Source organism: Subtercola lobariae, from assembly GCF_014640255.1.
GTDB lineage: Bacteria > Actinomycetota > Actinomycetes > Actinomycetales > Microbacteriaceae > Subtercola > Subtercola lobariae.
The window spans coordinates 428,475-442,033 of record NZ_BMGP01000002.1; the positions used below are offsets into that span (position 1 = coordinate 428,475).

The 13,559-nt window shown below is 63.2% G+C and carries 10 protein-coding genes; 5 read left to right on the plus strand and 5 right to left on the minus strand.

Annotated elements, in window-relative coordinates; all coding sequences use genetic code 11:
* Positions 1 to 149: 149 nt before the first annotated feature.
* From IEX24_RS06365 to IEX24_RS06375, 3 genes are all read right to left on the minus strand, one after another.
* Positions 150 to 4,049: a DNA-directed RNA polymerase subunit beta' gene (locus tag IEX24_RS06365; RefSeq protein ID WP_188675432.1), complete on the minus strand. Its 3,900-nt coding sequence runs from the start codon at positions 4,047 to 4,049 to the stop codon at positions 150 to 152.
* Between the two features lie 47 nt (positions 4,050 to 4,096).
* A complete protein-coding gene (gene rpoB, locus IEX24_RS06370) occupies positions 4,097 to 7,588 on the minus strand; it encodes a DNA-directed RNA polymerase subunit beta (RefSeq protein ID WP_188675435.1) in 3,492 nt (1,163 codons plus the stop codon).
* A 453-nt stretch (positions 7,589 to 8,041) separates the two neighbouring features.
* Positions 8,042 to 8,182, minus strand: coding sequence for a hypothetical protein (locus IEX24_RS06375; protein ID WP_188675438.1), 141 nt, complete (start codon positions 8,180 to 8,182; stop codon positions 8,042 to 8,044).
* Positions 8,183 to 8,398: 216 nt separating this feature from the next.
* On the opposite strand from IEX24_RS06375, the gene IEX24_RS06380 reads away from it, so the two are divergent.
* From IEX24_RS06380 to IEX24_RS06390, 3 genes are all read left to right on the plus strand, one after another.
* The gene (locus tag IEX24_RS06380; RefSeq protein WP_188675441.1) at positions 8,399 to 9,301 is read left to right on the plus strand and encodes a spermidine synthase; all 903 of its coding nucleotides are present in this window, start codon (positions 8,399 to 8,401) and stop codon (positions 9,299 to 9,301) included.
* A gap of 99 nt (positions 9,302 to 9,400) precedes the next feature.
* Positions 9,401 to 9,964 carry a hypothetical protein gene (locus tag IEX24_RS06385; protein WP_229715132.1) on the plus strand — a complete coding sequence of 188 codons (564 nt, stop codon included), beginning with the start codon at positions 9,401 to 9,403 and terminating at the stop codon, positions 9,962 to 9,964.
* 155 nt (positions 9,965 to 10,119) lie between these two features.
* Positions 10,120 to 10,620: a SprT-like domain-containing protein gene (locus IEX24_RS06390; RefSeq protein WP_188675444.1), complete on the plus strand. Its 501-nt coding sequence runs from the start codon at positions 10,120 to 10,122 to the stop codon at positions 10,618 to 10,620.
* Between the two features lie 147 nt (positions 10,621 to 10,767).
* On the opposite strand, the gene IEX24_RS06395 is transcribed toward IEX24_RS06390, so the two are convergent.
* Together IEX24_RS06395 and IEX24_RS06400 are read right to left on the minus strand one after the other, a co-directional pair.
* Positions 10,768 to 11,070, minus strand: coding sequence for a DUF427 domain-containing protein (locus tag IEX24_RS06395; protein WP_188675446.1), 303 nt, complete (start codon positions 11,068 to 11,070; stop codon positions 10,768 to 10,770).
* A gap of 65 nt (positions 11,071 to 11,135) precedes the next feature.
* On the minus strand, positions 11,136 to 11,714 hold the full coding sequence (locus tag IEX24_RS06400) for a hypothetical protein (RefSeq protein ID WP_188675449.1): 579 nt from the start codon (positions 11,712 to 11,714) through the stop codon (positions 11,136 to 11,138).
* Positions 11,715 to 11,818: 104 nt separating this feature from the next.
* Between IEX24_RS06400 and IEX24_RS06405 the strand changes: the two genes are divergently transcribed.
* Both IEX24_RS06405 and IEX24_RS06410 read left to right on the plus strand, forming a co-directional pair.
* Complete coding sequence (locus IEX24_RS06405; protein WP_203585880.1) at positions 11,819 to 12,457, plus strand: hypothetical protein; 639 nt, start codon at positions 11,819 to 11,821, stop codon at positions 12,455 to 12,457.
* The gene (locus tag IEX24_RS06410; RefSeq protein WP_229715133.1) at positions 12,454 to 13,083 is read left to right on the plus strand and encodes a DUF1684 domain-containing protein; all 630 of its coding nucleotides are present in this window, start codon (positions 12,454 to 12,456) and stop codon (positions 13,081 to 13,083) included. Before IEX24_RS06405 ends, IEX24_RS06410 begins: the two co-directional genes overlap by 4 nt.
* The last annotated feature ends 476 nt before the right edge of the window (positions 13,084 to 13,559 follow it).

Below are 13,559 nucleotides of genomic sequence, written 5' to 3' on the forward strand. Positions count from 1 at the left end.
CCTCGTGTACACACGCTTGATTCCTGAATTTCCCTTTAACGAAAACACGGCCGTTGCAACTCCCAGAACTACTGAGTGTTGCAACGACCGCTAGAACCCAAGCCGAAGCAGAGGGGCCCTTTCAGGAGTAGAACATCGCGCGTGAACGGTTAGTTGTAGGTACCCGGGGTGTAATCGTCAGAGCTGAAGCTGTCGAAGTCGACGAACGAGAGGTCGGCTTCGCTGAACACGGCGTCATCGGTGAAGATGCGGTTCGGGTAGCGCTCGGCCTTGGCCTCTTCGGTCGCCTCGACGGTGACGTTGCGGTACTTCTGCAAGCCCGTTCCGGCCGGGATGAGCTTACCGATGATGACGTTCTCCTTCAGGCCGACCAGCGGGTCGCTCTTGCCCTCCATGGCGGCCTGCGTGAGAACACGCGTGGTCTCCTGGAAGGAAGCGGCACTCAACCATGACTCGGTCGCGAGCGAAGCCTTGGTGATACCCATGACTTCTTGACGGGCCGAAGCGGTCTTGCGACCCTCGGTCAGTGCCTCGCGGTTGAGAATGTTGTAACGCTGGCGGTCGACGAGCTCACCGGGCAGCAGGTCGGTGTCACCGTGATCGACGACAGTCACCTTGCGGAGCATCTGACGAACGATGACCTCGATGTGCTTGTCGTGAATCGGTACACCCTGCGAGCGGTAGACGCCCTGAACGCCGCCGACGAGGTGCTCTTGCACGGCGCGAACGCCACGCACTCGCAGAACCTCTTTCGGGTCGATCGCGCCGACGTGCAGCTGCGTACCGAGCTCCACATGGTCGCCGTCTTCGATGAGAAGACTCGCACGCTTGAGCACCGGGTAGGCAATCGCTTCGTCGCCGTTGTCGGGCGTGAGGATCAGCTTGCGGCTGCGGTCAGTGTCTTCGATCGTGATGCGGCCAGCAGCTTCTGCGATGGGCGACGCACCCTTGGGGGTGCGGGCTTCGAAGAGCTCCTGAACGCGAGGCAGACCCTGCGTGATGTCGTCAGCCGATGCAGAACCACCCGTGTGGAAGGTACGCATGGTCAGCTGGGTGCCGGGCTCACCGATCGACTGTGCGGCGATGATGCCGACGGCCTCTCCGATGTCGACCAGCAGACCAGTAGCGAGCGAACGGCCGTAGCAGGCAGCACACACACCGACGGCCGACTCACAGGTCAGAACCGAACGAACCTTGATGTTCTCAACGCCCGCCTCGACCAGCTTGTCGATCAGCACGTCACCGATGTCTTCGCCGGCTTCGGCGACGACCGTACCCGACGCATCCACTGCATCAGCAGCGAGACTACGGGCGAACACCGAGTTCTCGACGTTCGAGTCTTTGACCAGCACACCGTTCGCGTCTTTCGCGGCGATGATGAGGTCGAGACCCTTGGTCGTGCCACAGTCGTCTTCACGAATGATGACATCCTGCGAAACGTCGACGAGTCGACGCGTCAGGTAACCCGAGTCTGCGGTACGCAGAGCTGTGTCAGCCAGACCCTTACGGGCGCCGTGGGTGGCGATGAAGTACTCGGCCACCGACAGACCTTCACGGTACGACGAGATGATCGGGCGAGGGATGATCTCACCCTTCGGGTTGTTCACCAGCCCACGCATACCGGCGATGTTACGAATCTGCAGCCAGTTACCGCGAGCTCCCGATGTCACCATGCGGTTGATCGTGTTGTCTGACGGGAAGTTCGCCTGCATCGCCTCGGCGACATCTTCGGTCGCCTTGGTCCAGATCTGAATCAGTTCCTGACGACGCTCGGCGTCGGTGGTCAGACCCTTCTCGTACTGCGACTGCACCTTGGCGGCTTGCTTCTCATAGGTGGCAACGATCTCCCGCTTGTTCGGCGGGGTCAAGATGTCAGAGAGAGCAACGGTGACACCTGAGCGGGTAGCCCAGTGGAAACCGGCGTCTTTGATGCGGTCAAGAGCTGCAGCAACTTCGACCTTCGGGTAGCGCTCGGCGAGGTCGTTGACGATCGCTGAGATCTGGCCCTTGTCGGCGACAGCCTCGACGTACGGGTAATCTTCGGGCAGCGTCTCGTTGAAGATGGCGCGACCCAGTGTCGTCTCGACCAGAGTCAGGCCTTCGGCCCGGTTCTTGTCATCGAGAACGGCACCCGCAGGAGCTTCACCCTCGGCGAACGTGATGTTCTCCAAACGGATGCGCACCTTGGCGTTCAGATCGAGCGTGTGCTGATCCATGGCCAGAATCGCCTCAGCGATGCTCGAGAAGGCACGGCCTTCGCCGGTTTCACCCTCTTTGAGCGTGGTGAGGTGGTGCAGACCGATGATGATGTCTTGTGTAGGCAACGTCACCGGGCGGCCATCCGACGGCTTCAGAATGTTGTTCGAGGCGAGCATCAGAATGCGCGCCTCGGCCTGAGCCTCGACCGAGAGCGGAAGGTGAACGGCCATCTGGTCGCCGTCGAAGTCTGCGTTGAACGCGGTGCAGACGAGCGGGTGCAGCTGGATGGCCTTACCCTCGACGAGCTGAGGCTCGAACGCCTGGATGCCCAGACGGTGAAGCGTTGGTGCGCGGTTGAGCATCACCGGACGCTCGCGGATGATCTCTTCGAGAACATCCCACACCTGGGGGCGGCTGCGCTCGACCATACGCTTCGCGGCCTTGATGTTCTGGGCGTGGCTCAGATCGATCAGGCGCTTGATGACGAACGGCTTGAACAGCTCCAGAGCCATCTGCTTGGGCAGACCGCACTGGTGGAGCTTCAGCTGCGGGCCCACGATGATGACCGAACGACCCGAGTAGTCGACGCGCTTGCCGAGCAGGTTCTGGCGGAACCGGCCCTGCTTACCCTTGAGCATGTCGGAGAGCGACTTCAGTGCGCGGTTACCGGTACCCGTGACCGGGCGGCCACGACGACCGTTGTCGAACAGAGCATCCACAGCCTCTTGCAGCATGCGCTTCTCGTTGTTCACGATGATCTCGGGAGCACCGAGGTCAAGCAGACGACGCAGGCGGTTGTTGCGGTTGATCACACGACGGTACAGGTCGTTGAGGTCGGATGTCGCGAAACGCCCACCATCCAGCTGCACCATCGGGCGAAGCTCCGGCGGGATCACGGGGACCACGTCGAGAACCATCGCGGCCGGCGAGTTGCCGGTGATCAGGAACGAGTTGACGACCCGGAGGCGCTTGATGGCGCGGATCTTCTTCTGGCCCTTGCCCTCAGAGATCTGAAGGTGCAGGGTGTCAGACTCGGTGGCCAGGTCGAAGGCCTCGAGGCGCTTCTTGATGGCCTCGGCGCCCATGTAGGCCTCGAAGTACTGGCCGTAGCGGTCTTGCAGCTCGTGGAAGACGCTGTCTTCGGGCTTGAGCTCACCGACCTTGAGGCTGCGGAAGTCTTCCCACACGCGCTCGAGCTGAGCGATCTGCTCGTCGAACGACTTGCGGGCCTGACCCATCTCCTTCTCGGCGCCGTCTTTGGTGCGGCGCTTCTGGTCGCTCTTGGCGCCTTCTGCCTCGAGGGCAGCCAGGTCGGCTTCGAGCTTGGTGAGACGGTCGGCGATGCGTGAATCACGCTGGTCGCTGAGGGCCTTGATCTCGAGCCGGAGCTCGTTCTCGAGGCCCGGCAGGTCTTCGTGACGGGCATCCACATCGACCGAGATGATCATGTAGGCCGCGAAGTAGATGACCTTCTCGAGGTCTTTCGGAGCCATGTCGAGCAGGTAGCCCAGACGGGAGGGGACTCCCTTGAAGTACCAGATGTGCGTGACGGGGGCGGCGAGTTCGATGTGGCCCATGCGCTCACGGCGCACCGACGACTTCGTGACCTCGACACCACAGCGCTCACAGACGATGCCTTTGAAGCGCACTCGCTTGTACTTACCGCACGAACACTCCCAGTCACGGGAGGGTCCGAAGATCTGTTCTCCGAAGAGACCGTCTTTCTCGGGCTTGAGCGTGCGGTAGTTGATGGTTTCGGGCTTCTTGACCTCACCGTGTGACCACTTGCGAATGTCGTCGGCCGTAGCCAGACCGATTCGCAGTTCGTCAAAAGTTGTAACGTCGAGCAATGTTTTCTTCTCTCTTGGAAAAACGTTAGCTAAAGAGGGGTGAGGGTTTAGATGTCATCAATAGATGAGTTCTCAAACCGTGTCGAGATATTGATGCCCAGTTCCTCCGCTGCGCGGAAGACCTCGTCATCGGTGTCGCGCAGGCTGACCGCGGTGCCGTCGGCAGACAACACTTCGACGTTCAGGCAGAGCGACTGCATCTCTTTGATGAGCACCTTGAAGCTCTCGGGAATACCCGGCTCCTGGATGTTCTCACCCTTGACGATCGCCTCGTACACCTTCACGCGGCCGAGAATGTCGTCAGACTTGATCGTCAGAAGCTCCTGCAGCGCGTACGCGGCACCGTAAGCCTCGAGCGCCCACACTTCCATCTCACCGAAGCGCTGGCCACCGAACTGAGCCTTACCACCCAGCGGCTGCTGCGTGATCATGGAGTACGGGCCGGTGGAGCGTGCGTGAATCTTGTCGTCGACCAAGTGGTGCAGCTTCAAGATGTACATGTAACCGACCGAGATCGGGCGCGGGAACGGCTCACCAGAGCGGCCATCGAAGAGCGTCGCCTTACCGGTGCCGTCGACCAGGCGGTCGCCGTCACGGGTGACGAGGGTCGAATCGAGCAACCCACCAATCTCTTCTTCGAGCGCACCGTCGAACACAGGCGTTGCGACCTTGGTGTTCGGAGCGGCCTCGTGCGCGGCCTCGGGAAGACGGCCGGCCCACTTATTGCCCTTGCCTTCGACCTTCCAGCCCTGCTTGGCGATCCAGCCCAAGTGAATCTCAAGCACCTGGCCGAAGTTCATGCGGCCGGGGATACCGAGCGGGTTGAGCACCACGTCGACGGGGGTACCGTCTGCGAGGAACGGCATGTCTTCGACGGGCAGGATCTTCGCGATGACGCCCTTGTTGCCGTGACGGCCGGCGAGCTTGTCACCCTCGGTGATCTTGCGCTTCTGGGCGATATAGACGACCACACGCTGGTTGACGCCCGAACCCAGTTCGTCGTCGTTCTCTGCTGAGAACTCCTTGACGGCGATGATGGTTCCGCGCTCACCGTGGGGCACCTTGAGGCTCGTGTCGCGAACTTCGCGGCTCTTCTCGTTGAAGATCGCGCGCAGCAGCCGCTCTTCGGCGCTCAGCTCGGTCTCGCCCTTCGGCGTGACCTTGCCCACGAGGATGTCGCCGGGGCGAACCTCGGCTCCGATGCGAATGATGCCCCGCTCGTCGAGGTCGGCGAGCAGCTCGGGGCTGACGTTGGGGAGGTCACGAGTGATCTCCTCTTTGCCGAGCTTCGTGTCACGGGCATCCACTTCATATTCTTCGATGTGGATGCTCGACAGCACGTCGTCTTTCACCAGGTTCTGGCTCAAGATGATGGCGTCTTCGAAGTTGTGACCCTCCCACGGCATGAATGCCACGAGCAGGTTCTTGCCGAGTGCGAGCTCGCCGTTCTCGGTGGCGGGGCCATCGGCGATGACCTCTCCGACCTCGACGCGGTCACCCTCGTTGACGATGACGCGGTGGTTGTAGCTCGTGCCCTGGTTCGAGCGGTCGAACTTGCGCAGGTAGTACTCCTGCGTTCCGCCCTCATCGAGTTGAACGCTCACGAAGTCTGCAGAGACCTCCTGAACGACACCCGCCTTGAGTGCGGTGACCACGTCACCGGCGTCGACGGCTGCGAAGCCCTCCATGCCGGTGCCGACCAGGGGGCTGTCGCTCATCAGAAGCGGAACGGCCTGGCGCTGCATGTTGGCACCCATGAGGGCGCGGTTTGCGTCGTCGTGCTCGAGGAACGGAATGAGCGATGTTGCAACCGACACCATCTGGCGTGGCGAAACATCCATGTAGCCGATGTCTTCGATGGGGAAGAGGTCGACTTCGCCACCCTTCTTACGTGCGAGCACGCGAGGGTCGGCGAAACGGGCTTCCTTGGTGAGCGGCGCGTTGGCCTGGGCCACCACGTACTCGTCTTCTTCAGACGCGGTCAGGTAGTCGATGGTCTCGGTGACCACGCCGTCGACGACGCGACGGTACGGGGTCTCGATGAAACCGAACGAGTTGATGCGCGCGAACGAGGCGAGCGAACCGATCAGACCGATGTTCGGGCCTTCAGGGGTCTCGATGGGGCACATGCGACCGTAGTGGCTGGGGTGCACGTCTCGAACCTCGACGCCGGCACGCTCACGTGACAGACCACCCGGGCCCAGCGCTGACAGGCGGCGCTTGTGGGTCAGGCCCGCGAGCGGGTTGTTCTGGTCCATGAACTGGCTGAGCTGCGACGTACCGAAGAACTCCTTGATCGCGGCGACGACGGGGCGCACGTTGATCAGGGTCTGCGGGGTGATCGCCTCGATGTCTTGCGTGGTCATACGCTCACGTACGACGCGCTCCATGCGGCTGAGCCCGGTACGAACCTGGTTCTGAATGAGCTCGCCGACGGCACGGATGCGACGGTTACCGAAGTGGTCGATGTCGTCGATGTCGAGACGGATGTCGACGGCCTTGCCGTTGCGCTTGCCCGGAAGCGTGATCTGGTTCTCGTGCAGCGCGACCAGGTACTTGATGGTGGCGATGATGTCTTCGTTCGTGAGAACGGAGTTCGAGAGCGCGGAGTCGATACCGAGCTTGCGGTTGATCTTGTAACGACCGACTTTCGCCAGGTCGTAGCGCTTGGAGTTGAAGTAGAAGTTGTCAAGAAGCGCGCGTGCAGCTTCGGCGGCAACCTGCTCACCCGGGCGGAGCTTGCGGTAGATGTCTTTCAGCGCCTCTTCTTTGGTGAGGATCGAATCCTTCTCCAAAGTGGCTTCGATGCTGGAGTAGCCCTTGAACTGCTCGAGAATCTCTTCGCTGGTGAGGCCGAGGGCCTTCAAGAAGACGGTGACGCTCTGCTTGCGCTTGCGGTCGATGCGAACGCCGACCTGATCGCGCTTGTCGATCTCGAACTCGAGCCATGCGCCACGGCTCGGAATGATGCGAGCCGAGTAGATGTCTTTGTCAGAGGTCTTCTCGAGCTGGCGGTCGAAGTAGACGCCGGGGCTCCGCACGAGCTGCGACACGACGACACGCTCGGTGCCGTTGATGATGAACGTGCCCTTTTCGGTCATCAGCGGAAAGTCGCCCATGAACACGGTCTGAGTCTTGATCTCACCGGTGAGGTGGTTCATGAACTCGGCCTCGACGTACAGCGGAGCGGCGTAGGTCTTGCCGCGCTCCTTGCACTCGTCGATGGTGTACTTCTCGGGCTCGAGGAACGGGCTCGTGAAGCTGAGCTGCATGGTCTCACCGAGGTCTTCGATGGGAGAGATCTCTTCGAAGATCTCGTCGAGACCCGAGTGCTCCGGCAGGTCTTGACGACCGACCTTCTTGGCTTCGGCTACGCGCGCTTTCCACGCGTCATCGCCGACAAGCCAGTGAAAGCTCTCGGTCTGCAATGCCAGCAGATCGGGGACAGTCAGGTTGTCTGAAATTTTGGCGAACGAGAGTCGCGATGCTCCGCGACCGTTCTTGGGTGTGGTGGTGGTTGCGTTGCTCGCAGCAGCCAAGGAAATAACCTCCGTGGACCCCGTCGGGTCTCAGTACTGGGTTTATATTGGTCGAGAACTCGCCAGACCCTCGAATAGAACCCTCATTCCCCGGAATATGGGCGAAAAGGTTCTAGAGTGATGCTGCTGAGTCTCCTGACGAAGAAGAATCAGACAGCGCGAGCCAACCGCAATATGAAGGCATAGGAGTACTGGGAGCGCAAAGAACAACTATATGCGCTTGGCGCCTGGTTGTCTAGTCTTTGCCTTGACCATTTTTGCGTTCTCGGGTATAACGCGCGGCGCTCCCCCGCCATTCCCCGGTTTTACGACCTGATCCCGATCCCGATCCCCTGCTCCAGCGATGTTCGCGTCGGCGGGTCGCACTGAGGATGACCGGCTCCACGAGTCGCCAGGCATACATGACGTGAGCGTAGGTGAGCCGGAGAGTGCGCGTTCCGTCTCGGAACAAGATCAAATTGATCTGGCGTAGCGCGCCGGAAGCGTGTTGCATGCCTCCAGAAGATCGCGTTTAGTCAGGCGCTCGGGAATCCGGCCCCGCGCCGATTTGTTCAGCGCCGAGTCGACGACGGCGATCGCCATCTCCTCGGTCATGCACTGAATACAGTCGAGTAAGACGGTCACCAGCGACTCGACGGCTGCGCGCCCCAGCCCCCGTCTGGCGGGCTCCCAGCATTCGGTGGACAACTTCTGGCCGGCTCACCCTGTGGAACGCGCAACGGAATAGTCCACGCGCACGTCGGCGTGCTGTGTGCACGCGTAGAGACGTGTGGACTAATCCGTTGCCGGAGGCCGGGGTAGGGTCGAGACGTGAGCGAAAGTAGGGGCCGGCGGCGTGATGGGGACGCCGAGCATCCGGCCGTCACGCTCAGCAACGGGTACCGCGCGGTGATCGAGGCCGACCGGCACCAGCCCGGCGCGTTCACGTTGGTGGTCGACGGAACCCCGCAGTCGCACGTGTCACTCGATGACCCGAGTTACCTTTCGTTCGAGTACGTCAGGCGCATCGGGCATGGCATCGACCTCATCGCGCCTGAGGGTGAAGCCATTACCGCGGTGCACCTCGGCGGCGGTGCGTTCACGCTGCCGAGGTACATCGCTGCGACGCGGCCCGGTTCGCGCCAGCAGGTCATCGAGCTCGAGAGCGATTTGGTCGACTTCGTTCGTGAGCATCTTGCGTTGCCGAAGGAGGCGCAGATACGTATCCGCCACGGCGATGCGAGAGCGGTGCTGGCCAAGCTGCCGCTGGGGTTGAAGTCGACGGTCGATGTTGTGGTGGTCGATGTGTTCTCCGGAGCCAGAACGCCCGCGCACGTGACGAGTATGGAGTTCTACCCGCTCGCGGCCGGGCTCTTGAAGCCCACGGGCATCATCGCCGCCAACGTGGCCGACGGGGCCGGGCTGGCCTTCGCGCGCAGTCAGGCCGCGACGCTCTCGGCGGTGTTCGCGAAAGTGGCGCTGGTGGTCGACCCACAGGTGCTGAAGTCACGACGGTTCGGCAACGTGGTGATGTTCGCTTCGGATGATCGGCTGCCGTTCGAGCGGCTGCCGAGGTTGGTGGCGAGCGACCCCGTGCCGGCCAAGGTCGTTGACGGCGCCGAGCTCAAGGCGTTCATCGCCGGAGCGCCCGTGGTCACCGATCAGACCGCGGTGCCGTCACCGCCGCCGGCGCGCAGTATCTTCCAGGTGAAGCCGGGCGCCCCGCGGGCGTGAGGTGTTCGGCGCACGGATCGGCGCGAGTATGGGCGCGCGACCAGCGTGCCTCTGCCTGCGATGAGCAGCAGAGCCGTAAACTTGGCGTGAGTTACCCTCGTGCCCCTCAATCGAGGGCTGCAGTCAGTTTCGAGTTCTGGAGCGGTTCCCCTGAGTATCATCACCGGCTACGACCCGAAGACCCTCCGCGAGACGATCGATGTACAGGCCGCTGAGTCGCGCCTGGCCGAGCTGGGCAACCTGCGTAGCCTCTCGGCGCTGAACGAGAAAGTCGAGTTGCTGCGGTTGCTCGGCCGGTCAGACGAGGCCTGGGATGTGGCGAACGAAGCCCTTCGCCAGGCGCGGTTCTCGGGCGATCGTGAGACCGCTCTTGCCGCGCGAATCCGCCGCGCCCAGGTGCAGCAGTACCAGGGAAAGTTGCAGCCCGCCCTCACCGACTTGACCATTTGCGTCGAAGAGGCGCGCGGGCACGAGTGGGGCGGCCTCGAGGCGACAGCGCTGCACAACCGCGGCAAGGTGCTCTTCGACCTGCGGGAATACAAGGATGCTCTGGCCGACTTCAAGGCCGCGGTTTTCTTGTGGGAGAAGAGCGGGGCGTCTATCGACCAACTCGAAAGCTCGATGATCGCTATCGGCGTGGTCGAGGCGTTCGTCGGCAAATAGGGCTAGCTGCGGCGCGCCCGCGGGGCCGCCTGGGTCGCGCACGTAGGGCTGGCTGCGGCGCGCGCGGGCCGCCCAAGTCGGGCACGCGGGGCGGGCTGCGGCGCGCCTGTGGATAACTTCGGGGCGCCGTCTGAGGTGTGAATTAGGCTTCGATCGTGGCTGATTTACTTCGTGTGCGCGGTTGGGCGAATGCCCTCATAGCGCTGTACCTCGACCCTGGCGTGTGGTCGTTCGGGTATGACAACGCCAAAACGCGCGCAGGCCTGTGCAACTACACCCTCAAGCGAATTACCGTTTCGCGGTATTTGGCGTCGCGGTATGAAGACGATGAGATCCACCAGATTCTGCTGCACGAAGTGGCCCATGCCGTGGCCGGATCACGTGCCGGCCACGGGCCGAAGTGGCGGGCGATCGCCGCCGAAATGGGGTACGCGGGCGGGCGACTGCACCACGGCGAGACCGCCCACGAGTTGGCGCCGTGGGTGGGTACCTGCCCGAACGGGCACGAGCACTTTCGGTACCGAAAGCCCACTCGCGACTCCGCCTGTGGCGCGTGTTCGAAGCGCTTCGACGCGCGCTACATCATCGTGTGGCGACAGCGTGTCGTCACCGCGGGCTCGCGGCGCAGGGCGGCTGCGGCCGCCGCTTCGCGATAACTGCGGGGCAGGGCTGTCGCGGCCGCTTCGCGATAGCAGCGGAGTGCCAGGCGCGCGCGGTACCCGCCACGTCGCGCTGCTCGGTCGCGCGCGCCGAGCTGGGCCACGCCGTGGCCCGGCCGCGCCGGCGCGGCGATGCGCTTGGGGTCAGTCGGTGACGTTCACCTCTTTCCAGAACGCCACGTAGTTGCTGAAGTCTTTGCCGACGCGGTCGAACGCGGTCGGGTACGGCGTGGGGTAGCTCCAGGCGCGATCTTTGAGCGTCTCGTCGCCGTCTTTCACGCTGAAGTACTGGCATTCGCCCTTCCACGGGCAGGTGTACGGCGTCGCGCTCTCGACCAGGTACTCGCTCTTCACGCTCGTCGGCGGAAAATACCAGTTGCCTTCAATGGAGATCAGATCTTCTTTGGGAGCTTCGGCAATAACGGTGCCGTTGACTACAGCTTTCATCAGGTTCCTCCGTCTACTCGCGTGGCGTGCGGCCACGAACTCGTAGCCTCAACGCGGCCACTCTTCTATGCAACCACCGAGTTCTGAGAATCGATACCGCTTGCGTCAGAAACGATCTGTGCTCCAGCTTCACCGTGCGCGGCGATCAAGGCTCGCCCTGCGATCGAGGCGCTGAAGAGGTGGCCGACCGCACGCTTGAGAGCCGTGAACGAGGCGCAGACCACCGCCGCCTCGGGCGAACTGAAGTCGATTCCGAGTGCCGCGAGCGCGTCGATGACGGATCCGGCCGCGAGAGTGTCTTCAACGCCATCACTCGCTGCGACGACGGCAACCGAAACGCGGTCACCTGCCTCGACCTGCTTTTCGAGCATCCACTTCGCCGCCGCACTGCGGTTCGTCAGGTCAGCGTGGATGATCGGCACCCCCACGAGCTCAGACCACCCGTGCGCGTGCGAGTCGTGCCCGCGGTTCGCGCTCCTGCGCCCCGTGGCCTCGTGCAGGTCGTCCGTGCCGCTCGGCTCGGGCAGGGCATCGACCCAGATGACCACGTCGGCGTACGCGCCGACGCTCTGCAACGCATCGATACCGCGGCCGAATCGCACCTGGTAGTTGGTCTGAGCGGCGAGGGGTGCTGGCGTGATCACTCGACCATCGTATTCGCGGGGCTGAACGACCTGTGCTACGGCCCGAGCCGTGGCCCGTGCGCAAGGCCGCGACAAACGGGGGCGATACCCACGAGACTGGGGGTATGAAGGTACTGCTGAAGTTCATTCTCGACTGCGAGCCCGACGCCGCCTGGCGGGCGCTGCAGAGTCCGACGGTGTTTCGCGAGGTGTCTGCTCCCCTGCTATCGGTGAAGTCGCTGGAGCCGGGCGGTTTCGAGACGGTGTGGCCTGAGGGCGAGAACCGGGTCGAGATTTCGGCGCTCGGGCTGGTTCCAGTGGGAATGCAGATCGTCGACATCGATCGAACACATACGCAGCATGAAGGGGTGCGCATCATCCACGACAAAGGTCGGGGGGTGACGGGCGCTCTGAAGATCGTGACCACCTGGGATCACCGGATGGCCGTGGCAGCCGACCCCGCCGGCACAGGTAAGACGCTGTACCGCGACCGACTGATCATGAAGGCGGGGCCGCTGACTCCCGCCGTGTGGGCCGGCCTGTGGTCGTTCTGGCAGGTGCGCGGGGTGCGGTTGCAGCAGCTGGCTCCGTCGTGGGCGTTCGACCCCGAGTTCAGCGGTGACGCGAAAGCTGCTGCCGCGAAGCGCGCTGCGGCAGAGGCGGCGCGGCACGCGGAGGAGACTCCGGCCGAGATACTGGCCGAACCGCCGACGGCCGATTCCGCTGTGCTGGGTATCGACCCCGATCTGGGAGCAGGGCAGTGAGTGCGATCGCGCGCACCGCCATCGAGGTGGCCGACTGGCGCCGGAAGGTGTTCGGCATCTACGACTCCGTTCGCGAGCGCAGCGCCACCGACGTCGTCGGAGCGCACACGTTCTGGCGCGACGAGCGTGATGCGTTGTTCGCCGAGCATCCGCAGACCCCGCTTCTGCCCGAAGACCGGGCGTCGTTCGTCGGGTTGCCCGTCGCAGACTACGACCCCGAGTGGCGGTTCGAGGTTGACCTCGTCGCCCCAGAAGAGCCGGCACGGTTCGACTTCGAGACGGGAACCGACGGGGTGGTTCCGTTCGAGTTGATTGGCCGGGCATCCATACCCCGAGTGGGCACGCTCGACGTGTGGCGGCTGCAATCGTACGGCGGCGGGCTGTTTCTGCCGGTTCGGGATGCCCTTGCCGGCCGCCCTGGCGGAACATACGGTGGCGGGCGGTACCTGCTCGACACGGTCAAGGGCGCATATCTGGGTGAAGGGGCGGCACCGGGCTCTCTGGTGCTCGATTTCAACTTCGCGTACAACCCGTCGTGTGCGTACGACCCAGCCTGGGCGTGCCCGCTGGCGCCGCTCGGCGACCGGGTCGGGATGCCGATTCCGGTGGGCGAGCTGTACCGCTGAGCCTCAGCAGATCGGGGCGAGCTGTGCCACCAGTGCCAGCAGATCGGTGCCAAGCTGCACCACTGAGTGTCGGCAGATCGGGGGCGAGCTGTGCCCCTGACCCTCGGGAGATCGAGGGCGAGCGCGCCACGACGTAGGCGCCACGACGGGGTTCGACCTGAGTGGCAGCTGACCGGGCATCCGGAGACCGCGAGCAATGCGCTAAGCTGAAAGAACTTGTGAGCGTAATTGCGCGCTCCCTGCGTCGTAGAACGCACCTCTACTCGAACACGGCCGGTAATCAGAACCAGCGTGACGGGTAAGAAAAATTCTTGCGGCGAACGGATGTGGCCACCGCCACCTTCGCCAGACTTCCACCGAAGTTCGTGTCAGTGTGCCGCAGATTCTGCGGTGCAACGGTGCGAAATGAGATTGCGCCGACGCAGCTCGCCACAGCCATGGCCTCGATCACCGAGACGCGGCTACTCACAGTCAGA